Origin of the sequence: Bacillus halotolerans, from assembly GCF_001517105.1 — a bacterium.
Classification (GTDB): Bacteria; Bacillota; Bacilli; order Bacillales; family Bacillaceae; genus Bacillus; species Bacillus halotolerans.
In genome coordinates this window covers 101,407-124,558 of record NZ_LPVF01000013.1, presented here as the reverse complement: position 1 = coordinate 124,558, position 23,152 = coordinate 101,407, and the positions used below count along the sequence as shown (strand labels likewise).

General features: G+C 42.4%; 22 protein-coding genes and 2 pseudogenes. 18 read left to right on the top strand and 6 right to left on the bottom strand.

Going from position 1 to position 23,152, the window contains the following annotated elements; genetic code table 11:
• Nucleotides 1–9 precede the first annotated feature (9 nt).
• Nucleotides 10–612, top strand: coding sequence for an alpha/beta hydrolase (locus AU387_RS18615; protein WP_044155519.1), 603 nt, complete (start codon nt 10–12; stop codon nt 610–612).
• A 45-nt stretch (nt 613–657) separates the two neighbouring features.
• Here AU387_RS18615 and AU387_RS18610 read toward each other — a convergent pair whose 3' ends face one another.
• Nucleotides 658–1,266, bottom strand: a complete 609-nt coding sequence (locus tag AU387_RS18610) for a nitroreductase family protein (protein WP_024121749.1) — start codon at nt 1,264–1,266, stop codon at nt 658–660.
• A gap of 129 nt (nt 1,267–1,395) precedes the next feature.
• Between AU387_RS18610 and yodB the strand changes: the two genes are divergently transcribed.
• The gene (gene yodB, locus AU387_RS18605; RefSeq protein WP_024121748.1) at nt 1,396–1,734 is read left to right on the top strand and encodes a transcriptional regulator YodB; all 339 of its coding nucleotides are present in this window, start codon (nt 1,396–1,398) and stop codon (nt 1,732–1,734) included.
• A gap of 181 nt (nt 1,735–1,915) precedes the next feature.
• Nucleotides 1,916–2,182: a hypothetical protein gene (locus AU387_RS18600; RefSeq protein WP_024121747.1), complete on the top strand. Its 267-nt coding sequence runs from the start codon at nt 1,916–1,918 to the stop codon at nt 2,180–2,182.
• Nucleotides 2,183–2,274: 92 nt separating this feature from the next.
• Here the strand turns inward: AU387_RS18600 and AU387_RS18595 are convergent, their stop codons facing one another.
• Entirely contained in the window at nt 2,275–2,664 is a 390-nt protein-coding gene (locus AU387_RS18595) for a tautomerase family protein (RefSeq protein WP_059336578.1), read from the bottom strand.
• A 364-nt stretch (nt 2,665–3,028) separates the two neighbouring features.
• Here AU387_RS18595 and AU387_RS21525 point away from each other — a divergent pair.
• Together AU387_RS21525 and AU387_RS18590 are read left to right on the top strand one after the other, a co-directional pair.
• A pseudogene (locus AU387_RS21525) lies at nt 3,029–3,130 on the top strand (GntT/GntP/DsdX family permease); the annotation flags it as partial.
• Nucleotides 3,131–3,229: 99 nt separating this feature from the next.
• Nucleotides 3,230–3,463, top strand: coding sequence for a hypothetical protein (locus AU387_RS18590; protein ID WP_044155524.1), 234 nt, complete (start codon nt 3,230–3,232; stop codon nt 3,461–3,463).
• A gap of 33 nt (nt 3,464–3,496) precedes the next feature.
• Here the strand turns inward: AU387_RS18590 and AU387_RS18585 are convergent, their stop codons facing one another.
• Nucleotides 3,497–3,952 (bottom strand): Hsp20/alpha crystallin family protein, encoded by a 456-nt coding sequence (locus AU387_RS18585; RefSeq protein ID WP_059293281.1) that lies wholly within the window; start codon nt 3,950–3,952, stop codon nt 3,497–3,499.
• 98 nt (nt 3,953–4,050) lie between these two features.
• Between AU387_RS18585 and rarD the strand changes: the two genes are divergently transcribed.
• The 4 genes from rarD (at nt 4,051) to bshB2 (ending at nt 6,332) form a co-directional block, all read left to right on the top strand.
• Entirely contained in the window at nt 4,051–4,947 is an 897-nt protein-coding gene (gene rarD / locus AU387_RS18580; RefSeq protein WP_059293280.1) for an EamA family transporter RarD, read from the top strand.
• A 74-nt stretch (nt 4,948–5,021) separates the two neighbouring features.
• Nucleotides 5,022–5,300 (top strand): hypothetical protein, encoded by a 279-nt coding sequence (locus AU387_RS18575; protein ID WP_044155530.1) that lies wholly within the window; start codon nt 5,022–5,024, stop codon nt 5,298–5,300.
• Complete coding sequence (locus tag AU387_RS18570) at nt 5,297–5,647, top strand: YojF family protein (RefSeq protein ID WP_010334594.1); 351 nt, start codon at nt 5,297–5,299, stop codon at nt 5,645–5,647. Before AU387_RS18575 ends, AU387_RS18570 begins: the two co-directional genes overlap by 4 nt.
• Before the next feature lie 19 nt (nt 5,648–5,666).
• Nucleotides 5,667–6,332, top strand: a complete 666-nt coding sequence (gene bshB2 / locus AU387_RS18565) for a bacillithiol biosynthesis deacetylase BshB2 (protein ID WP_024121739.1) — start codon at nt 5,667–5,669, stop codon at nt 6,330–6,332.
• A 32-nt stretch (nt 6,333–6,364) separates the two neighbouring features.
• Here the strand turns inward: bshB2 and rsbRC are convergent.
• Both rsbRC and AU387_RS18555 read right to left on the bottom strand, forming a co-directional pair.
• A pseudogene (gene rsbRC, locus AU387_RS18560) lies at nt 6,365–7,212 on the bottom strand (RsbT co-antagonist RsbRC).
• A gap of 15 nt (nt 7,213–7,227) precedes the next feature.
• Entirely contained in the window at nt 7,228–8,586 is a 1,359-nt protein-coding gene (locus tag AU387_RS18555; protein ID WP_059336577.1) for an MATE family efflux transporter, read from the bottom strand.
• Nucleotides 8,587–8,861: 275 nt separating this feature from the next.
• On the opposite strand from AU387_RS18555, the gene cdaS reads away from it, so the two are divergent.
• The 8 genes from cdaS (at nt 8,862) to odhB (ending at nt 20,540) form a co-directional block, all read left to right on the top strand.
• Nucleotides 8,862–9,476, top strand: coding sequence for a sporulation-specific diadenylate cyclase CdaS (gene cdaS, locus AU387_RS18550; protein ID WP_059293277.1), 615 nt, complete (start codon nt 8,862–8,864; stop codon nt 9,474–9,476).
• Nucleotides 9,477–9,719: 243 nt separating this feature from the next.
• Nucleotides 9,720–10,937 carry a macrolide family glycosyltransferase gene (locus AU387_RS18545; protein ID WP_059336576.1) on the top strand — a complete coding sequence of 406 codons (1,218 nt, stop codon included), beginning with the start codon at nt 9,720–9,722 and terminating at the stop codon, nt 10,935–10,937.
• 396 nt (nt 10,938–11,333) lie between these two features.
• A complete protein-coding gene (locus AU387_RS18540; protein WP_059336575.1) occupies nt 11,334–12,569 on the top strand; it encodes a C40 family peptidase in 1,236 nt (411 codons plus the stop codon).
• 143 nt (nt 12,570–12,712) lie between these two features.
• Complete coding sequence (locus tag AU387_RS18535) at nt 12,713–13,303, top strand: superoxide dismutase family protein (protein ID WP_059336574.1); 591 nt, start codon at nt 12,713–12,715, stop codon at nt 13,301–13,303.
• Between the two features lie 87 nt (nt 13,304–13,390).
• Entirely contained in the window at nt 13,391–14,281 is an 891-nt protein-coding gene (locus AU387_RS18530; RefSeq protein WP_010334584.1) for an AAA family ATPase, read from the top strand.
• Nucleotides 14,282–14,291: 10 nt separating this feature from the next.
• Complete coding sequence (locus tag AU387_RS18525) at nt 14,292–16,208, top strand: vWA domain-containing protein (protein ID WP_059336573.1); 1,917 nt, start codon at nt 14,292–14,294, stop codon at nt 16,206–16,208.
• Nucleotides 16,209–16,436: 228 nt separating this feature from the next.
• Nucleotides 16,437–19,271 carry a 2-oxoglutarate dehydrogenase E1 component gene (gene sucA / locus AU387_RS18520; RefSeq protein ID WP_059336572.1) on the top strand — a complete coding sequence of 945 codons (2,835 nt, stop codon included), beginning with the start codon at nt 16,437–16,439 and terminating at the stop codon, nt 19,269–19,271.
• 15 nt (nt 19,272–19,286) lie between these two features.
• The gene (odhB, locus tag AU387_RS18515) at nt 19,287–20,540 is read left to right on the top strand and encodes a 2-oxoglutarate dehydrogenase complex dihydrolipoyllysine-residue succinyltransferase (protein WP_059336571.1); all 1,254 of its coding nucleotides are present in this window, start codon (nt 19,287–19,289) and stop codon (nt 20,538–20,540) included.
• A gap of 57 nt (nt 20,541–20,597) precedes the next feature.
• On the opposite strand, the gene AU387_RS18510 is transcribed toward odhB, so the two are convergent.
• Nucleotides 20,598–21,563: a bile acid:sodium symporter family transporter gene (locus AU387_RS18510; RefSeq protein ID WP_059336570.1), complete on the bottom strand. Its 966-nt coding sequence runs from the start codon at nt 21,561–21,563 to the stop codon at nt 20,598–20,600.
• Between the two features lie 240 nt (nt 21,564–21,803).
• Between AU387_RS18510 and AU387_RS18505 the strand changes: the two genes are divergently transcribed.
• Entirely contained in the window at nt 21,804–23,141 is a 1,338-nt protein-coding gene (locus tag AU387_RS18505) for a sodium-dependent transporter (RefSeq protein WP_044155549.1), read from the top strand.
• Nucleotides 23,142–23,152 lie beyond the last annotated feature (11 nt).

Below are 23,152 nucleotides of genomic sequence, written 5' to 3'. Positions count from 1 at the left end.
GGGGACATGATGAAGCATATTTTTGAAAAAGGGACATCTGATAACGTCTTACTGCTGTTACATGGAACCGGAGGAAATGAGCATGATCTCCTTTCATTGGGCCGTTTTATAGATCCGGATGCTCATTTGCTGGGTGTCAGGGGATCAGTGCTCGAAAATGGAATGCCGCGCTTTTTCAAACGCCTTAGGGAAGGTGTATTTGATGAAAAGGATCTCGTTGAGCGGACAAAAGAATTGAAAGATTTTATCGACGAGGCGGCACAAACGCATCAGTTTGACCGGAGCCGAGTGATTGCAGTCGGCTACTCAAACGGCGCAAATATCGCGGCGAGCCTGCTTTTTCATTATGCGGATGTTTTAAAGGGGGCTATTCTGCATCATCCTATGGTGCCGATACGGGGGCTTGAGCTTCCCGATATGACAGGGCTTCCTGTTTTCATTGGGGCGGGAAAATATGATCCGCTTTGCACAAAGGAAGAATCGGAAGAGCTTCATCGCTGTTTGCTTGACAGCGGGGCATCTGCTTCTGTTTTTTGGCAGGATGGGGGCCATCAGCTCACACAGCATGAAGCTGAACAGGCTCGCCAATGGTACAAAGATACGTTTCAATAAAAAAACCTTAGTCCGTGTTTATACGGACTAAGGTTTTTCTTAGATTTACAGCCAAGTTGATACTTTTGATAGAGGCAAGCGGTTGCTTTGATGTGCAGGTTTCACTGCTTTCCCGATAGAAATAAGCATCACCGGAACATAGCGCTCGCTGATATCAAATTCCTTTTGGAACTGCTCCTTATTAAATCCTCCGATTGCGCAGGTGTCATAACCTTTCGCTTTTGCGGCAATCATAAGCTGCATAGCAGCCAATGAAGCATTTAAGAAAGCGGAATCGCGTGCGAACTGTTCACTTTGGTAAGCACCGTTAATTTGGCCAAGAAGCGTTTGTTTGATTTCATCCGTAATGAAACCTTGGTTTGCCAGTTCAGCGTAAACGTCTTCACCGTTTTCATTTGCTTTTAGATCGCCTAAAATGGCAACAACAGCAGAAGATTCAACAATTTGTTTTTGGTTATATGCTACAGGCAGAAGAGCCGCTTTTGATTCATCGCTGTGGAAAACTGTAAAATGCCAGTGCTGCAGATTCCATGCAGAAGGCGCTTTAGTGGCGAGCTCCAAAAGATCAGTCAGTTCCTCTTTAGAGATCGGGGCATTCGTATCATATTCCTTAACAGATGCCCGTGCTTGCAAAATGTCCAGAGTATCAGTCATAATGTTTCCTCCTTCGGGTAAACGTGGTATGATAATAGAAAAGTTAGAAGCTTACTAAATGTAACTTGAAAGATCATTTTAATGGATCAGTGAATACTTGTCAAACAATAGATGAAGGGATGAAGACTAGTGGGAAATACAATGTGCCCTAAAATGGAGTCAGCTTTCTCATTGCTGGGAAAACGATGGAACGGTCTGATCATCCATGTACTAATGGATGGGCCGAAACGATTTAAAGAGATAACGGAAACCATACCGATGATCAGCCAAAAAATGCTGGCAGAGCGCCTTAAAGAGCTAGAACAAAACGAAATTGTTGAACGCCGGGTTCTACCCGAGACACCGGTAAAAGTGATCTATACGCTGACTGAAAAAGGAACCGCGCTGCAAGCCGTATTTCAAGAAATGCAAGCGTGGGCCGATCAATTTTGTGAGCCTGGTGTTACAGTGTGCGAAGAAGAGAAATAATGGAAAGAAACAGAGCATCCGCAGAAAGGGTTTGTTTCAGTGAGAAAGTCATGTAAGTGGGTCATACCGTTTACATGACTTTTTATTTTAGGAGCCATGTTATGAATCAGCTTTTATTTTACATATATAAAAAGAGATGTTAGGATGATGTCAACATACAAAAATAGGAAAGGGTCCTTCCGTGAAAAAGTTACTAACAGCTATCCTGTTGTTAATGGGAATCATCATTTATCTTGTTGTTCAAATCAGCAAACCGGAACTCTATCTGCCTGAATTTTATATATACGATCAAAACCCTGTCAGCTTTCATTGGAATTACATAGGCATCGAAACTGGTTATAAAAAGGGAGACCCTGATTCTATCCATCAAATCTGGATCACACCGTTATATTTCGTTTTGCTGGCTGTTTTCATTCTGGTTATTTCTGCTTTTTTGAAAAAGAAATAAAAAAAGAGAGGTCTTGAATAAGGATCTCTCTTTTTTTATTTCATTGACTGGACATTTGCTAAGTGTAAAGCAGATGAAGAAGTTTCACCATCTTATAACTTACCATTCAAAAATTGTGCCTCGCCGAGCCCGAAACTCCAATCAGCATCACCGTTTTCCGTAATGGAAACCATTAGGTCTTCCGGGGAAATACCGCATTCTGCTTCTAGTTTTTCTGCCAGCAAGGCATATAATTTCTCTTTTTGGCTCTTTGTTCTTGTTTTACTTGTAATGCTGATCACGATCAAATCCTTGCTTCTATGAAATCCTAATCCGGTATCGTGAATCACGAGCTCATTCGGGGGGTGCTGGTGCACAATTTGATATCGGTCACTCTCCGGTACGCCAAACGCTTCTACCATCGCTTGATGAGCAGTGTCTAATAGCGATTGTAATGCTTTTTGATCACGGCCTTCTATCAGATCGAAACGTAATAATGGCATTTGAATTCCTCCTTTTGTGACACTGATTTTATCAGCATGTTATCACATTGTTTTGTTATCTGAAGCCAATTGATAGATAAAAACATAACATATAACCAATAATTGATCAATATATAACTACGTTGTTGTCTGACAGCCTATGAAATCATAAATATTATTGGCAGTAATTGATTAGGAGATTAGCATGAAATAATAGTTGATCAAAAGATGACAATTATATCACCACGAAGATCCTATTTCACCAAAAAACGAAAACGCTTTCTAACAAACATCCGGAGATATTGTCAAAAACAACATGAAAATGGAGGTTAGCCATGCCGATGTTTATCATTGCTGCCGTGGTTTTTATTTTGTTATTTCTGACGGCTTGAGCATGAAGGAAACGTTTCAAACATGGACGCTGCTCACAACGGTCCTCTCGATAACAGGACTGGGCTGTGTTTTATTGGCCGGACTATTTTTGTAATAATGCTTTATCAGTAAGAATCAATATAACAATAGCCCAATCGTTTTTCTTCCTGGATGAATATCTTACATATAGGCAGACATAAAGGAGGAAATAATCATGTACCCTCAACACTCGTATTATCGCGGGAACCCAGGTCCGGCCGGATACCCGGAACGAAACCCTTTTTTGTTTGGCGCTCCTTTAGTCGGCGGTTTATTAGGCGGTTTTCTTGGGAGTGCTCTTTTTAATTATCCGCGTCCCTATGCGTATCCGCCTGTTCCTTACGGTTACGGAGGTGCGCCATACGGCCCCGGAGGACCGTATGGCGGAGGTTATCCCGGTTTCTATTAGCAAAAACGGCCTGCTTCTGTGCAGGCCGTTTTTTTATCGCATAATTTCTACCTCGGACATATTGTAGTCCTGCTGTTTATGAAACATGACTTCCAGATGGCCGTCTTTATATACGGCTTTCGTTCCTTTCCGCTTGACAAGACAGGGAAGATTTACTTTTTTAGGATGGGTCAAACCCGGGAAATGTTCAATCAGTAATGTATGAGATGTATGTTTAATTTTGAGCTGTTCCAGCTGGCTTTCATTTACTGAAACCTTTACAAACACATGGTCTGCTGTTTCGAATATATCGATATCAGGTTCGGTGCGCTGTGTTTTTTCTTTAGTCGGGAGAGGATCGCGAAATGGAAATTGAGCCGCGTAATCACTTCCGAACACACTTTCCATTACACTGTTTACATAATGCTCAACCTCTTTTGGATCGGCCTTTTTTAATGCTTCCTTGGAAAATTGATTTTGGAAAGGAAAGTACTTGTTCCACTCAAACATCTTCGTCACACCTTTCTTCACGGACAAAATAGTATATGCCTGCTCGATCTTTCACGTGATATAATATAAGATGCTCTAAAGAAAGGCAGGGACAAAATATGCATCAATCAGAAACAAAAAAAGGTGTTCTTTACACAGCCGTTTCCTTTACGATGTGGGGGCTGTTTCCGCTTTATTGGAAGCTTCTTGAACAGCTGCCGGCACTTGATATTTTAGCTCACCGTATCATTTGGTCTTTTGTTTTTATGTGTATCGTGCTTTTTTTCTTGCGTCAATGGAAAACGGGGTGGCATGAGCTGCGGTCTTTAAAAAAGAACGGAGGCATACTATCTTTATTTCTCGCTTCAATTCTCATTTCGGTTAACTGGTTTGTATACATATGGGCTGTCAATCATGGATTTCTGCTTGAAGCAAGTCTTGGCTACTACATCAATCCGCTTGTGTCAGTTCTTCTCGGCATTTTGTTTTTAAAGGAAAAGCTGAATCGCCTTCAATTGGTTGCAGTTTCGATAGCGGCAGCCGGCGTTATTATTTCTGCGTTTCAATACGGCTCCATTCCGTACATCGCGCTGCTGCTAGCATTCAGCTTCGGCTTATACGGATTTACCAAAAAAAGAACAAGTCTTTCAAGCGCTATCGGTTTAACGCTGGAGACATTCATGATTATGCCGATTGCATTGGGGTATTTGCTGCTTAGCGGCCATATTCAGCCTGCGGGTGCAGAAAGCGGAGGGGCATGGGTGCTTCTCTTTTTTGCGGGTGTGTTTACCGCGCTGCCGCTCTTATTGTTTGCTGAAGGGGCAAAGCGGCTGCCGCTGTATCAAGTCGGTATATTGCAATATATTGCACCGACCATCACCTTGCTGATCGGGCTGTTCATTTACCATGAGCCATTTTCAAGCTCGAAGGCATTTACCTTTGCCTGTATATGGGCTGCATTAGTCTTGTTTACGTTTTCACAAGTGAAATGGAAACGGGCATCAAAAAGCCATTGAGCCTTTGGCTTTTCAGTTTGAGTATATATTATGTATAATCATTTCATGTATGTAAGACATAAAGGAGCAGGACGATGGACAATGATATAGAAATAGTAAAAGCATACGCCTCGCTATGGAACAGCCGCTCTTTCTCAAACGAAGATGCAGAAGCGGTTACAGAGGCAATTGATCTTGAGCTTTTGGATAAGAGAACACATCCGAGACTCCGTAAACCTATGCTGGAAAAATATTACGCTGCTATACAGCGCATTGTGAATTCACAGCTGGAACCGGCTGTCAAATATCAACTGGTCAAATTACATACAGAACGCGTACAGTATTTAAAAGAAGAAAGAGGGGAGCAATTATGAAAGCAATCATAAAAGAAGATGTGCAAGCATCTTTAGAACGATATGCGGACCGCCCTGTATATATCCATTTAGAAACCACAACCGGTTCTTACTCGGCACATTTAAATGAAAAAAACATGACGGTTGTTGCTTATATACGCAATGCGAAGGTAACCTATCATCAAGCTAAAATCAAAGGGAGCGGGCCTTACCGGGTCGGCTTAAAAACAGAAGAGGGCTGGATTTATGCTGAAGGCCTGACTGAGTACACAGTGGATGAAGAAAACCGCTTATTAATGGCAGGACACTTGCCGGGCGGAAAACTGGCAATTTCACTTCAAATCAGTGAAAAACCGTTCACAGTTTAAAGAAAAGGGTGAAAAAATAATGAAAGAACACGTGCTTGTAATCCTGCCTCACCCTGATGACGAATCATACGGTGTGGCGGGTCTGATTGCTTTAAACAGAAAAAAAGATGTGCCCGTTACATATGCTTGCGCTACGTTAGGCGAAATGGGCAGAAATATGGGAGATCCATTTTTTGCTAATCGGGAAACCTTGCCATTATTAAGAAAACAAGAGCTTATCAACGCCTGCAAAGAAATGGATATTAATGACTTGCGAATGCTCGGACTTCGGGATAAAACGCTTGAGTTTGAAGACGATGAATATTTAGCTGATATCATGGAAGAAATCATAGATGATGTAAAACCAAGCTTAATTGTCACATTTTATCCGGGACATGGCGTGCACCCTGACCATGATGCATGCGGGGAAGCGGTCATCCGGGCATTGTACCGCAAAAAGAAAGAAGACCGTCCGCGCACACTATGCATGGCTATTACACGCAATAGGGAAGAGGTGCTTGGCGAAGCAGACGTCGTACTTGATATCAAAGAAGTGGCAGATATTAAAATGAACGCGTTAAGAGCTCATCGCACCCAGACGGAAGGTATGCTCCGCGAGCTTGAGGAAAAACTGAAAAACAATGAACCTGTTATGGCAACATGGTTTGAAGAAGAAGTGTATTGGACATATCAATGGAATGACTAAAAAAAAGAAGGTATAAGGCCCTTGAGGGGACCTTATACCTTTTTTAATTTCAAGTCAGATGCAATCGCTGATGCAAGAGTAGATCTCAGTGAGATGTCCTCAAATGACAAACCGAGCTGAACCGCGGTTTGCGCAATTTCCGGGCGGATCCCCGATAATGTGGATGAAACGCCGATCAAACGCAGCGCCTCAATCAGACTGAACAGCTGGTGGGCAACCATGGTATCAATTACCGCTACTCCGGACAAGTCAATGTAAAGCTGCGTCACCTTTTTTTCGCACATTGATTCAATGTATTTTCCATGATCAATTTAGCGCGGACGGTATCAATATCACCGATTAACGGAAGCAGTCCCACACTGTGGAACAGCACGATTACCGGGGCGCTCAATTCAGTGATCATATCCTTCTGGGCTTGAAGCTGAAGACTTGTGTTTTTGTACATTTCTTCTATAAAAATATGAATCACAAGATCAAACGCCTTAATAAGAGTGTGATACAAATCCTCGGCTTCTTCGCTTTTCACGGTATCCTGATTGATATGAACAAAGTCCTTCATATAGGAAATATACAAGTCTCTCACTCTGACAAACTCACGGATAATATAGTGGATAGGCGTTTTTAAATGCTCCTGATCCTGAGTGACTTCAAATGCCCAGGCTTTTAGAATGGGCAAGTATACCTCTTCTTCATCTATAAAGATACGGCTGATCTTATAATTGAAAGCAAGATTCTGGCTCTTTAAATTTTTAATGACGGCCGGGTCTGTTGATGCATAGATTGAATTCGGATCAGTTTCCTCGATTGTTTCATACCATGTAGAACTTATTTCTTCTGCATGCTGAGACAGATACTCATATAATCTCTGATTTTGTGCCATATCATATCACCTCTTTTAAAATTCCTGTTTCAATAAATAACGCTTCTGCAGTTTAACCAGCCTGAAAAACAGCCCGACTGCTCCTGCCGCTAGCCCTGCAATTAACCCGATCCAATAACCGAACGCGCCAAGTCCTGTAAACGTGCCGACCGCATAACCGACAGGAAGGCCGATAACCCAATAAGAAATAAAAGCGGCAGCAAGTGTATAATTGACATCTTTATATCCTCTGAGGGCGCCCTGAATAGGTGCTGCCACAGCATCGGAAAGCTGAAAAAACAGCGCGTAAATTAAAAAGTGCTGCGTTAGCCGGAGGACATCCGGATCAGAGGTGTACATACCTGCGATTTGCTCTCTGAATAAAAGGATACAGGCAGCTGTTAACAAAGAAAAGCCTACTGCCATCATGATGCCGATAAAGCTGTAAGAGCGAGCGTCTTTAAAACGAGCTGCTCCGGCCTCAAACCCGACAACTATCGTTAACGCCATGGACACGCTGAGCGGCAGCATATATAAAAGTGACGCAAAGTTCATGGCGGCCTGATGGGACGCGATGGTCACTGTATTGAAATGGCTCATCAGCAAAGTGACAGCCGCGAAGATGCTCGTTTCAAAAAACACGGCAAATCCGATGGGCAGTCCGATTTTCAGCATATTTTTGCACGCTTCCCAAGAGAACTTATACATGGTAAGGAAAATGCCATATCCAGAAAACGGCGTTGCTTTATGAATGATGATAAAACTGATGATACAGATGCACCAATACGTAAGCGCTGATGCAATTCCGGCGCCGACTCCGCCTAGGGCAGGCATGCCGAATTTTCCGAAAATAAATACGTAGTTTAACACAAAATTAATCGGCAGTGAACATAGTGTAATCATCATGGTCACTCGTGTTTTTCCTAATGAGTCAATGAACGATCTCAAAACGGTGTAAACAAATAAAGGGAAAATCCCCAAAGATAAAAACCCTAAAAAGTGCTTAGCAATGTCATATACGTGTGCCTCAAGGTTCAACCGGGACAGAACAGGATCAACTATTCCATATCCAACCGCTAAAACGGCGATGCTTAGAAGCGCGGCCACATACACAGCCTGTAAGACAGTAAAGGGAATTTGTTTGGTTTTATCAGCACCTAATAGCTGTGCGACAATCGGCGTGACTGCCATTAATATACCTGCCAGTCCAGTATAGACAGGCGTCCAAAGACTTGATCCAATGGCCACACCGGCTAAATCGGCGGCGCTGACTTTCCCTGACATCACCGTATCTAAAAAGGTCATGAGAGAAAGCCCCGCCTGAGTGATTAAAATCGGAATTAAAATGTGCAAAAGCTGCTTTATCTTTTGTCCGGCGTTTTTGGTTTCTTTCATACATTGATCCCCGTTTCTTTATCATAACGAGAGAAATTATAACATTTTATGTATAAAAAGCAATGAACGCCTGGCCTATTCTTTTTTTGTCGGTTTCGTTTTTCTAAACATTTGGGCATAAATAAAAGAAAGCGAAATAACGCCTAACAAGGTGCAGATATATTGAATGATTCTTTCCATTTCCATTCTTTACATACCTCCTTTACCAATAGAATGTACATCAATAAGATAAGCATGCGTGCAAAGTTGAAAATATGAAAAGGAGATGAAGGCCCATGCATTATGAACAGATGACAGAAAGTGTATTCACGGCAAAGATACAATCGCATTTAGAACAGATATTAGGGGATGCTTCTCTTATTTTGAAAACGTTACACGAAAAAGATCAATGCCTCCTTTGTGAATTGGATGACTTGGGACGTATTTTTCAGAATATGCACGGCATTGCCTCATCTTTTTATTTGCAATCATATATTGAACAATTTACACCGTCATTTGTGGAACTGGCCAAGGCGATTAAAAATTTATCGGAAAATAAGCATGGCGCGTTAATTGTCATTGAAAGGACAGACCCGGTTGACAAATTTATTCAAAAAGGAACATCGCTTCATGCAGAAATCAGTGCTTCATTAATTGAAAGCATCTTTTTCCCGGGAAACCCTCTTCATGACGGCGCTTTATTAGTGAGGGATCATACACTCGTCTCAGCCGGAAACGTTCTCCCGCTGACGACACAAGAAGTGGATATCCATCTGGGGACCAGGCACCGTGCGGCTTTGGGGATGTCTGGATATACAGATGCGCTTGTGCTGGTTGTTTCTGAGGAAACAGGCAAGATGTCGTTTGCGAAGGACGGTGTGTTATATCCGCTCATCTCACCGAGAACATAAAAATAAACAAAAGGACCCGAACAGCTTTCGTCTCATGAGACAAAATGACTGGAATAGAACTCTTTTTTAAAAGCATTCATGCCATACTGAATGCTTTTTTTCTTGGAAATAGAAAGTCGGGAAATGTAACCTAGTATAAAAGTTACATTGGATTAATATTAATCAAGTTAAATACTTTACCTGATTTTGTATTTATAGTACTGTATAAAATATTACATAAATTTTAACGGAAGGGTGTGCCGCATGGCTAATGTATTAATGATCGGTTTTCCGGGAGAGGGCCATATTAATCCGTCTATCGGTGTAATGAAGGAGCTGAAATCACGAGGAGAAAACATTACTTACTATGCAGTAAAGGAATATGAAGAAAAAATCACCGCGCTTGATATTGAATTTCGGGAATATAACGATTTTAGAGAAGATTATTTCGGAAAAAACGCAACTGGTAATGAAGAAAGAGATTTTGCCGAAATGATATGCGCCTTTTTGAAAGGGTGTAAGGACATCGCCACCCATATTTATAATGAAGTGAAAAACGAATCATATGATTATGTCATATATGATCACCATTTCCTGACCGGTAAAATCATTGCCAATCTGCTGAAACTGCCTAGATTTTCATTATGTACGACCTTTGCGATGAATGAGGATTTTTTAAAGGAAATGAAGGACACCTTCAATAGCAGACCATTTGAAGACTCACCTTATTACGAATCCTATCAGCAGCTCGCAGAAACCTTAAATGCCGAGTTTCAAGCGGGCATTACCAAGCCGTTTGACGTTTTTTCGTCCGATGGAGATTTGACGATTGTCTTTACGTCAAGAGAATTTCAGCCAATGGCTGAGCAATTCGGAGAAAATTATGTTTTTGTTGGTCCTTCAATTGCAAAAAGAGCCAAAAGCAATGACTTTCCATTCGATCAGATTGACAATGAAAACGTGCTGTTTATTTCTATGGGAACTATTTTTAATAATCAAAAAGAGTTTTTCAATCAATGTCTCGAGGTGTGCAAAGACTTTGACGGAAAAGTTGTGCTGTCCATTGGGAAACATGTTAAACAAAGTGAGTTAAACGATATTCCTCACAATTTTATTGTGCGCCCGTATGTGCCGCAGCTTGAAATTCTGAAAAGAGCCAGTTTGTTTGTCACCCACGGCGGAATGAACAGCACAAGCGAAGGCTTGTATTTTGAAACACCGCTCATTGTCATTCCGATGGGAGCTGATCAATTCGCTGTCGGAAAACAGGTGGAACAAGTAGGTGCGGGGAAAGTGCTGAATAAAGAACAGTTGTCTGAAAACCTTCTGAAAGAAACCATTCAAGAAGTGATCAGCAATCCTGTTTATGCTGAGAAAGCAAAAGCAATTGGTCAGTCACTGAAAGCAGCAGGCGGTTCTGAAAAAGCTGCCGACAGCATTCTTGAATATGTTAAACACAATACTCAATCAGCTAACGCATAGTGTATACAGCCTGTTCATTTGTAATGGACAGGCTTTTAACTGTTTCGGAAAGCTGGGCAGAGTTGCAGTCAGAAGAAGGGATTTGACACTTTGATAGAGAATTGAAAGAAAAACAGACAGGAAAGGAGGGAAATCTGCTTCTTTCATCAGCATAAACCAATCATTTTACCCCCGCTTAAATAGTTCCTTAGACTTTCGATAAACCTATACAAATTATGTAAAGTATTAGGTGTTTATCTAAAGGTTTAAGGTCGAACGAAGCTGAATTTGCTGCCGATCTATATAAATTAGTTTATAACGCTAAAAAAGTGACGATAAAACGTATGTGTGCCATTTTTGGAAACAGAATACTAATTATTTCTGTTTGTCTCATAAAAAGTTTAGGAGGTTAAATGAATGAAAAAGAAGATCATAGCCGGCTTGGCTGTTTCCGCTGTTGTTGGGTCATCGATGGCAGCAGCACCCGCGGACGCAAAAACGATAAAGGTGAAAAGCGGTGACTCTCTTTGGAAACTTTCGCGCCAGTATCATACGAGTATTTCAGCACTGAAATCAGAAAACAAATTGAAATCGTCAATGCTTTATGTCGGCCAAAGCCTTAAAGTTCCTGAAAGCAGCAAAAAAAGCAAAACATCCCCATCAAACTCAAGCAAAACGTCAACATACACCGTAGCATATGGTGATTCCTTATGGATGATTGCCAAAAATCATAAAATGAGTGTTTCAGAGCTTAAAAGCTTAAACAGCCTGAGCAGTGATTTGATTCGTCCCGGCCAAAAACTGAAAATGAAAGGGACAAGCAGTTCAAATGGTTCGAATGGGCAGAAAAAAAGCAACGGTTCAAATTCTGCAGGCTCATCAAAAGGTACATATACTGTAAAGCTTGGTGATTCTCTGTGGAAAATCGCAAACAGTTTAAATATGACGGTGGCCGAATTGAAAACCTTAAATGGCTTAACATCAGATACACTTTATCCTAAGCAAGTATTGAAAATAAAAAAAAGCAGCTCATCCAATAGCGGTAGCAGCGGTTCCAAAAAGCCGTCAAACTCAAATTCTTCAAAAACAACTACATACAAAGTGAAATCGGGTGATTCGTTATGGAAGATTGCGAATCAGCTGGGCGTCACTGTGCAAAGTATCCGTGATAAGAACAATTTGTCTAGTGATGTGCTGCGAATCGGACAGGTTCTCACCATTTCAGGAACGACTAAATCAAATCATTCCAATAAGACAGTCCCGAAAGACAAACCAGGATCAAACGTTCAAATAGGAACAAAGATTGACAGAATGATAACGGAGGCAAAAAGATATGTCGGTGTTCCGTATCGCTGGGGCGGAAATACGCCTTCCGGTTTCGATTGCAGCGGTTATATTTATTACCTCATTAATAAAGTATCATCTATTTCAAGGCTGAGCACGGCAGGGTACTGGAATGTGATGCAAAAAGTCAGCCAGCCGTCAGTCGGAGACTTTGTTTTCTTTACGACGTATAAATCCGGACCGTCTCACATGGGGATTTACTTGGGCGGCGGCAATTTTATTCATGCAAGCTCCGACGGTGTGGGCATTTCCAATCTCAGTAATTCGTATTGGAAACAGCGCTACCTGGGAGCACGAAGCTATTTTTAAACTTTGAGCATCGACATTAGACAGACGGGGCGTTTGGGCAGGACGTCCTGCTGCCCTAATGTAAAAGCCTTTTAAAAGGCTTTTTTTAGTTTATATCGGAATATGATTGACCAGACTGTTAGAAAAAACAAGGGGGAGACAGCATGAATCGTTTCTTGCTCCTTATCGTGCTGACGGCACTGGGTCTTGCGGGATGCAATCAGGAAACACCTCCTGATCATCCGCGGCGGGTACCGGAAAAAAAGGTAATAGAAACCTCAGCGTTTCGTCATCAGATTCAGTTGGTCAATAGAGAAGGCAAAAAAGTCGGGTTTATTGAAATAAAAGAGTCAGAAGACGAAGGGCTCGATTTCCACATTTCAGCACACAGCCTGACACCTGGGGCTTCACTCGGGTTTCATATTTATGAAAAAGGATCATGTGTCAGGCCGGATTTTGAATCCGCGGGCGGACCTTTTAATCCGCTGAACAAAGAACACGGCTTCAATAATCCGATGGGACATCATGCCGGAGATCTTCCGAATCTTGAAGTCGGCGCAGACGGGAAAGTAGATGTTATTATGAATGCGCCTGAAACCTCTTTACAAAAAGGAAGCAAATTGAATATTCTCGACCAGGATGGCAGCGCGTTTATTATTCATGAACAGGCTGACGACTATTTGACGAATCCGAGCGGAAATTCAGGAGCGCGAATTGTCTGCGGAGCGCTTTCTGGCAATAACGAGAAACAGTAATATAGCGGGAGCCCTTTTGTATTGAGCATACAGGGGCTTTTTTAGTATACTCGTTAATGGAATACGAATAGGAAAGGAAAACTGTCTATGACATCTCAATTGCAGCACTTAACATTGCCGGAGGATATACAAAATAAGCTTTTATCATATAAAAGCCAGCCGATTTCTCCAGAATTTCAATCGCTTATCGGGACATCAGGCTATGAGGCGGAGGATGAAGCCATTTTATTCGATGCCATTATCGCATTAGCGATGGGGAAAAATATCCTGTTAAAAGGACCTACAGGCTCAGGTAAAACTAAGCTGGCAGAAACATTGTCCAGCTATTTTCATAAACCAATGCACAGTGTCAACTGCTCAGTTGATTTGGATGCTGAAGCGCTGGTCGGCTATAAAACCATTGAAAATCAATCTGGCCAGGCGACGATCGAGTTTGTCTCGGGACCTGTGACAACGGCCATGAATGAAGGCCACTTTCTTTATATAGATGAAATTAATATGGCAAAACCGGAAACCCTGCCCATCTTAAACGGTGTATTGGACTACAGAAAAATGATGACAAATCCGTTTACAGGAGAAGTCGTTCGGGCAAAAGAAGGGTTTGGAGTCATCGCTGCCATCAATGAAGGCTACGTCGGAACCGTTCCGCTGAATGAAGCGCTTAAAAACCGTTTTGTCATCATTGATGTGCCGTATATTAAGGGCGAGCTGCTGAAACAAGTACTCATGTCTCAGTCTGCTCTTCATGATGAGAAATTGATTGACCGGTTTATCACGCTGTCTTCTGATTTGATCGTTCAGGCCAATAACGGGCAGGTGTCTGAAGAAGCGGCATCCATCAGAGCTTTAATTGATACGTGTGATTTAGCCGCTTATATTCCGCCGCTACGCGCCATCGAACGCGGAATTGTAGAGAAGCTTGACGATGACCGTGAAAAGGCGGCGGTCCGAAATATCGCAGAAACTCTGTTTGAATGAGGGATGTGCGATGAAATTTATCAAATTTAATGACAGCACAATTGACTCGTTTTTATTTATGATGCTGACCGATTTGGCCAAAACGCTCACCAAAAGTGAGGCAGTGGAAGTGGAGTATGGCGTTCAGTCCTACTACAACCCATTTGAAAAAAAAATCTACATGAGCCACTTTTGGAAGGACAGAGCAGCTGAAGATATGGAAGCAGGTCTCAAAAGCGATGTCTACCTTCGATCGGTCGGAACAAAATACAGCTCGCTGCAAGAGTTTGCGAGCCTTTTGGATTATATCCAGCACAATCTTACGTACAAAAGCTTTGCCAAACAGCTGTTTATGCTGCTTGAGGACATCAGAATTGAAGAATGTATCAAACACGAGCGTCCTGGTACAAAGCATGTATTTGCAAAACGAAAAGACATGTACAGAAAACATTTCTCCACGCAGCTGACTTTAAATTTAGAACGAAGCATTTTTACGGATGCGCTCTTTTGCGCCATGTATGTCAAGCTGACGGCGGAATCGCCTCTGGAAGCCATCCCGTCTATGCGTGATGATATTGATCTGATGCGTCCGTTTATCGAACAGCAGCTCTTGCGTGTGTATGAAGCTGATTCTACACATCACGTTCTGAAAATTGTCGAAGATATCATGGACGGACTTGAAGAGGTGCTTGATAAAGACATGCTGAATACATACTTCTTTTTGCCTGAGTTAGATTATGCAAAAGCTGCAGAGCAGCCGTTATTTGAAGAAGAGAAAAAAGCGCCGAAGCTGAGCGATGACATAACGCTTCCGAAAAAGTCAGACGGCGATGAAGATATTCACGATGAAGAAATGCCGACTTGGCACCGTGAAACAGAAGCGCCGTCTAAAAGCTTCCTTCAATTTGATATTGAACACGGCGCAAAATCTGATTTAGGAAAAGATGCTTCTCGAGAAGGGGACGATGGAGACCAGGCCCTCGGCTCTGTTCAAGGTTCAGCCAGACAGACAAAACGAAAAGACTATTCCAAACTGGAAGCGCTGGAGTCCAAAAAAGACCAGCCGAACGGTGCGGGTCTTGCCGACGGAAAGGAAAATAAATTCGCGTTTGCGATTTATAAAGAACCGCAGCCTGCAACACAAGATGAAGAGCTTTCTTATAAACAGCAGGCAAAATCGATCGAATCGTATCAGAAGCGTTTGAAACAGATGATTCAAAAAACGCTTGAACACAAAAAAACGCTGCCAAGGACTGACCTTCACGCGGGCCGTCTGAACAACAAGCTTCTCCGTTATTTTACGGAGCGGAATCCGCGTCTTTTTTACAAAAAACAAGAGCCTTCTTCAGAAATTGACGCTGTTTTCACATTGCTGGTCGACTGTTCAGCCAGCATGTTCGACAAAATAGATGAAACAAAGCGGGGAATCGTATTGTTTCACGAAGCCCTGAAGTCGGTAGCAGTCCCGCATCAAATTGTCGGTTTCTGGGAGGATACAAACGATGCGACCGAAACGAGTCAGCCGAACTATTTTAATACGGTAATTCCATTTCAGTCATCCTTAAGACAGGCGGCGGGACCGGCGATAATGCAGCTTGAACCTGAGGAAGACAACCGTGACGGCTATGCGATCAGGCAAATGACGAAAAAAATGCTGCAGCGGAGCGAGGCGCAAAAATTCTTAATCGTGTTCTCTGACGGAGAGCCGGCCGCATTTGGTTATGAGCAAAATGGAATTGTCGATACAAGTGAAGCGGTTATCGAAGCTCGAAAAAGAGGAATAGAAGTCATAAATGTTTTTCTCTCCAACTCGGAAATTGAAGAATCACAAATGAAAACGATACAGGATATGTACGGGAAGTTCAGTATATTTGTCCCGGATGTCGATCAGCTTCCGGATGTACTGTATCCGCTTCTTAAAAAACTGCTCCATAAAAGCATAGGATAACCCTTTATTCTATGCTTTTTGGCGTTTCTTTTTTTAAATGATTAAATTTTTTGTTTTTTATAAAGGTTTTTTACTATTTTGTGAACAATCAAGGTAGAATCAAATTGCAAACAGTGGTAAAATATCGTTGGAAGCGTTTTTATTACATAATTTTGGGCACAGTGTTCGAAAGTTATTTTAAGATAGTGAATAAATCACTTGATTATCTAGGTTGGGGGTAATATTCAAATGTTTCAAAATAATATGAAACAACGAATGAATTGGGAAGATTTTTACGGTCCGAACCTCGGTTATGCCCTGGAGCTTTACGATCAGTACACCCAGGATCCGAACAGCATTGATCCGGATCTGAAGGAAATGTTCGACGAACTCGGAGCTCCTCCAAGCGATATAAAAGAGGCAACGGGAACAAAAGAAAAGGGACGTGTTACAGCCGATCTGATACAAAAGATCGCATCAGCAATCAGACTTGCAGAAGATATACGAACCTATGGCCATTTGAACGCTTCCGTCAATCCGCTCAGAAAGGATGGGAAAAAGAGCGAGCTCTTTCCATTATCCGATTACGGGCTAACAGAAGAGGAAATAAAAGAAATACCTGCGTCGGTCATTTGTAAAGACGCTCCTACAAACATTACGAACGGTTTAGAAGCCATTCAATATTTACGAAATACGTATAAAAGAACCATCTCATTTGAATTTGATCATGTACACGACTTTAAAGAGCGCGAATGGCTGACTCAAAAGATTGAATCCGGTGAATTGTTCCAAAAGGACTCAGCCGAAAAGCTGTCAGCTGTGCTGGAGAGACTGATGGAAGTAGAGGGATTCGAGCAATTTTTACATCGGACCTTCGTCGGGCAGAAGCGTTTTTCAATTGAGGGTCTGGACGCTCTCGTTCCAGTGCTTGATGACATTATTGCACAATCTGTCAAATCAGGTACAACGAGCGTCAACATCGGTATGGCGCACAGGGGCCGCCTGAATGTGCTGGCACATGTGCTGGGCAAACCGTATGAAATCATCTTCTCAGAATTCCAGCACGCGCCGAACAAAGATCTTGTCCCGTCTGAAGGATCAATCGGCATCAGCTACGGATGGACGGGGGATGTCAAATATCATCTGGGAGCGAACCGTGAGCTTCATGACGCTGAAACGAAGTCAGCGCGCATTACGCTGGCGAATAACCCGAGCCACTTGGAATTTATCAATCCGATTGTTGAAGGCAGCACAAGAGCGGCGCAGGAAACAAGAACACAAAGCGGATATCCGGTTCAGGATGAAACAAAATCACTTGCGATTTTAATTCATGGAGACGCTGCGTTCCCGGGGGAAGGAATTGTAGCTGAAACATTGAATTTAAGCTCTTTAAAAGGGTATCAAGTCGGCGGTGCGATTCATATTATCGCCAATAACATGATCGGATTCACAACAGAAAGCGCTGAATCAAGATCAACAAACTATGCCAGTGACCTGGCGAAGGGCTATGAAATTCCGATTGTTCACGTAAATGCGGACGATCCTGAAGCCTGTCTTTCAGCTGTTAAGTTTGCGGTAGAATACCGAAAAACATTCAACAAGGACTTTCTGATTGACTTGATCGGGTACAGACGCTATGGACACAACGAAATGGATGAGCCGTCAACTACTCAGCCGATGCTGTATGACGCTGTAAGAAAGCATCGGACTGTCAAACATATTTTCGCGGAAAAGCTCGTTAAAGAAGGGGTGCTAACCGAGGAAGTTGTTCAAAACATTGAAAAGTCGGTAACGAAACGCATAGAAGACGCTTATCAAAAAGTGCCGGCTAAAAAGGAACATATCGCCAGTGAAATAGAACTTCCGGAACCTGTTTCAAACGGCTTTCCGGATGTAGATACATCTATTGATTTTGATGTGCTCCGCAAGCTGAATGGCGAACTGGTCAATTGGCCGGAGTCGTTTAATGTATTCGGTAAGCTAAAACGCATTTTGGAAAGACGGGCCAAAGCGTTTGATGATGACAGAAAAGTGGAATGGTCATTGGCTGAATCTCTCGCGTTTGCTTCCATTCTGAAAGACGGAACACCGATTCGATTAACAGGACAGGATTCTGAGCGCGGAACGTTTGCCCAAAGAAACCTTGTGCTTCACGACAGTGAGACAGGCAAGGAATTTGTGCCGCTGCACCATTTGTCAGATTGTGACACATCATTTGCCGTTCATAACAGCCCGCTGTCTGAAGGATCTGTACTCGGTTTTGAATACGGCTATAATGTGTATTCACCTGAAACACTTGTCCTTTGGGAAGCGCAGTATGGGGATTTTGCCAATGCTGCTCAAGTGTACTTTGACCAATTTATTTCTGCCGGACGAGCAAAATGGGGCCAAAAATCCGGATTAGTGATGCTGCTGCCGCACGGTTATGAGGGACAGGGCCCTGAGCATTCAAGCGGTAGAATCGAGCGGTTCCTGCAGCTAGCTGCTGAGAATAACTGGACGGTTGCCAACCTGACAAGCGCCGCTCAATATTTTCATATATTAAGAAGACAGGCTAAAATGCTGCTGCGTGAGGAAATTCGTCCGCTCGTCATCATGACGCCGAAGAGCCTTCTGCGCAATCCGAATACCGTTTCTGAAGTGCAGGAGCTCAGCGAAAGCCGCTTCCAGCCTGTTTACGAACAGTCAGGACTTTCTCATGAGTATGAAAAAGTAACGCGGCTCGTATTATCCAGCGGTAAAGTATCTATAGACATCAGCGATCATTTCAACAAGTTAGAAGACGGGAAAGAGTGGCTTCACATTGCGAGAATTGAACAGCTGTATCCATTCCCTGCAAAAGGAGTCAAAGAATTATTTGCAAAGCTCCCGAACCTAAAAGAAATCGTTTGGGTTCAGGAAGAGCCGCAGAACATGGGGGCTTGGAGCTACATCAGCCCTTATTTGACAGAACTTGCACCAGAAGGAGTAAGCGTTCAATATATTGGACGAAGAAGACGATCCAGTCCTGCAGAGGGAGATCCGACAGTTCATAAAAAAGAACAGGAACGTATTGTATCTGATAGCTTGACTCGCAAAAACTAAGGGGGAAATGAAAAAATGGCGGAAATTAAGGTACCTGAATTAGCAGAATCAATCTCAGAAGGAACAATAGCCCAATGGTTAAAGCAGCCCGGTGATTATGTAGAACAGGGTGAATATCTGCTTGAACTTGAAACGGATAAAGTAAATGTTGAATTGACAGCAGAAGAATCGGGTGTTCTTCAAGAGGTATTGAAAGATTCGGGTGATACCGTCCAAGTTGGAGAAATTATCGGTACCATTACAGAAGGCGCGGGTGAAAGTTCTGCCCCTGCTCCTTCAGAGAAGGCTGAAAGCAAAGAAAGTGAAAAAGAAGAAAAGCAAGCTGAACCAGCGGCGCAAGAAGTGAGCCAGGAAGCGCAAACTGAAGCAAAATCAAGAACAATCGCATCTCCTTCTGCCCGTAAGCTGGCGAGAGAGAAAGGGATTGACCTGTCTCAGGTTCCGACTGGCGACCCGCTTGGAAGAGTGCGCAAACAGGATGTTGAGGCGTATGAAAAACCGGCGGCGAAACCAGCTTCTCAGCAAAAACAGCAGCCGCAGGCTCAAAAAACACAGCAAAGCTTTGAAAAGCCTGTTGAAGTGCAAAAAATGTCACGCCGCAGACAGACAATCGCAAAACGTCTAGTCGAAGTACAGCAAACATCTGCGATGCTGACTACATTTAATGAAGTTGACATGACGGCTGTTATGAATCTTAGAAAACGCCGCAAAGACCAATTCTTTGAGCAAAATGAAGTGAAGCTCGGCTTTATGTCTTTCTTTACAAAAGCTGTTGTAGCGGCTTTGAAAAAATATCCGCTCTTGAATGCAGAAATTCAAGGCGATGAGCTGATTGTTAAAAAATTCTATGATATCGGAATCGCTGTCGCAGCTGAGGAAGGACTTGTCGTTCCAGTTGTACGTGATGCAGACCGCCTGACATTTGCAGGCATTGAAAAAGAAATCGGCGAGCTTGCGAAAAAAGCGAGAAGCAATAAATTGACCCTTGGTGAGCTGCAAGGAGGCTCATTTACCATTACAAACGGAGGGACTTTCGGTTCACTCATGTCGACACCGATTTTAAACAGCCCTCAAGTTGGTATCCTGGGTATGCATAAGATTCAGCTGCGCCCTGTCGCAATTGATGAAGAGCGTTTCGAAAACCGTCCGATGATGTATATCGCTTTATCTTATGATCACCGAATTGTAGACGGTAAAGAAGCAGTTGGATTCCTTGTCACAATTAAAAACTTACTAGAAGATCCTGAACAGCTTTTATTAGAGGGATAAAATTAAAAAGGTACATCACGGATAAACGTGATGTACCTTTTTATATACAATAGAATGTTAAAGAGACAGTTCTGTGCTGTTTGAATCTTCTTTTGGATTCTTACCTTTTTTAGACCAATATGTAGCGAGCAGGGAGCCCGAAAGGTTGTGCCATACACTGAAAATCGCGCTCGGAACGGCAGATAGCGGTGAAAAATGTGCCGTGGCAAGTGCTGCGCCAAGCCCTGAGTTTTGCATGCCGACTTCAATTGCAATTGCTTTTTGAGACGAATAATCCATTTTTAACAGCTTTGCACAAAGAAATCCCAGTAAATATCCAAACCCGTTATGCAGGATAACTACTGAAAAAATAAGCAAACCTGATTGAAGCAGGTTTTCCCGGTTGCCGCTTACAACAGCTGACACAATGGCAACGATACCGATGACTGAAACAAGCGGCAGGGCATGAACGGCTTTTGCTACCTGTTTTTTGAAAAATATTTTGACGACTAGGCCTGCAATGATTGGAATCAATACAGCCTGCAAAATCGAAATAAATAACGAGCCAGGTGAGACAGGCAGCCATTCCTTGGCAAACAGCATAATCAAAACCGGCGTCAAAACAGGTGCCAACAAGGTGGAAATCGTAGTGACAGCAACAGACAGGGCCGTATTGCCTTTTGCTAAAAATGTCATGACATTAGAGGCAGTTCCACCGGGACAGCAGCCAACGAGAATAACGCCTACCGCGATTTCCGAGGGAAGATGCAGGCCATAGGCTAAGCTGAAAGCAACAAGCGGCATAATCGTATATTGGGCGATCACTCCGATAATGACATACAAAGGTTTTCTGATCAGCTCTTTAAAATCATCGGTTTGCAGTGTTAGCCCCATTCCAAACATAATAATGCCAAGAAAAATCGTAATATAAGAACTGATCCAAGAAAATAATGATGGGAAAGAAAATCCGAGCACGGCAAAAACAATGACCCAGATTCCGAAGGTTTGTCCCGCGAAATGACTTATCTTTCTGATGTTTTCCATAAAAACACTCCTCATACACTGATCAAGAACTCCAGCAGAAATCCTTACAGATTTTTTGGTATTCCCCTATTATAATTAATTTTCTGAATAATTCAATATTGATAGATTGACTGTATTCTGATATATCTATGGAAATAGATGATAAATATATTATGTAAACTAATCAAAATATTCTTGACTATATAGGTAGATATTCTTACAATGAACCTTTAAGCTGTTTTGGAAAATAGGAGTGATAGGGTGAAGGAAGCTAATCAATGGTCTTCGAAGCTGGGCTTTATTTTAGCTGCGGCTGGATCGGCTATCGGTCTCGGTGCAATATGGAAATTCCCATATGTAGCAGGCACCAGCGGAGGAGGCGCGTTTTTATTTATTTTTATTTTATTTACAATTTTAATCGGACTGCCATTATTGCTCGGTGAATTCATCATAGGCAGAAAAACACAGCAAGATGCCGTCCAATCCTATAAATCTCTTGCTCCAGGGTCTAAGTGGCATTGGATAGGCTATTTGGGCATGGCGACGTGCTTTATTCTGTTATCATTCTACAGCGTCGTCGGCGGATGGATTTTAAATTACATTTTTAAAGGCTTTACCGGCGGTTTATCGCATACGTCAGGATTTAATACGCTGTTTGCGAATACTATTTCAAATCCTTATTTGGCTGTAGGAGGCCAGCTGCTGTTTATGCTGGTGACAATTTTGGTTGTCGCAAAAGGTGTAAGCAGCGGAATTGAAAAAGCAAGCCAAATTTTAATGCCGGCGCTTTTTATATTATTTATCATTTTAATGGTGCGTTCAGTTACACTTCATGGAGCGATAGAAGGTATTAAGTTTTTCCTGACACCTGATATCTCTGCGATTGACGCCAATACGATATTATATGCGATGGGCCAGTCCTTCTTCTTATTAAGTGTCGGTGTATCTGTAATGGTAACGTATAGTGCTTATCTAGAGAAACAAGAAAATCTGGTGCAGTCTGCTGTATCTGTTACGGTTTTGAATGTCCTTGTCGCCATTATGGCGGGCATCGCGATCTTTCCAGCTGTTTTTTCATTCGGCCTCAAACCGGATCAAGGGCCTGTTCTGTTATTTAATGTGCTGCCGACTGTGTTTAATCAAATGCCGTTCGGAATTGTCTTTTTATTAGCATTTTTAATTCTATTTTTATTTGCGGCACTGACCTCTGCCTTTTCAATGCTTGAAATTTTGGTCGCTGTGCTTTCTAAAGGCGATGTTAGTAAAAGAAAACGATTTGCTTGGATCGGCGGGATTGCTATCTTTCTGGTCGGCGTACCGTCTGCGTTATCATACGGGGTTTTAAGTGATGTTACCATTTTTCACATGTCTATTTTTGACGCAGCTGATTTTCTGGTCAGCAATATTTTAATGCCGTTAGGAGCGTTATTGATTTCTATCTTTGTACCGTTAAAAATACCGAAAGAGGATTTGTTTAACGAGCTGAAAAGCGGCTCAAACCTCAAGCGAAAGTGGTTCGCGGTTTGGCTTCTGCTGATACGTTATCTTTCACCTGTTGCAATCATTATTGTATTTTTACATGTATTAGGTGTTTTTTAAAAAATGAAGCC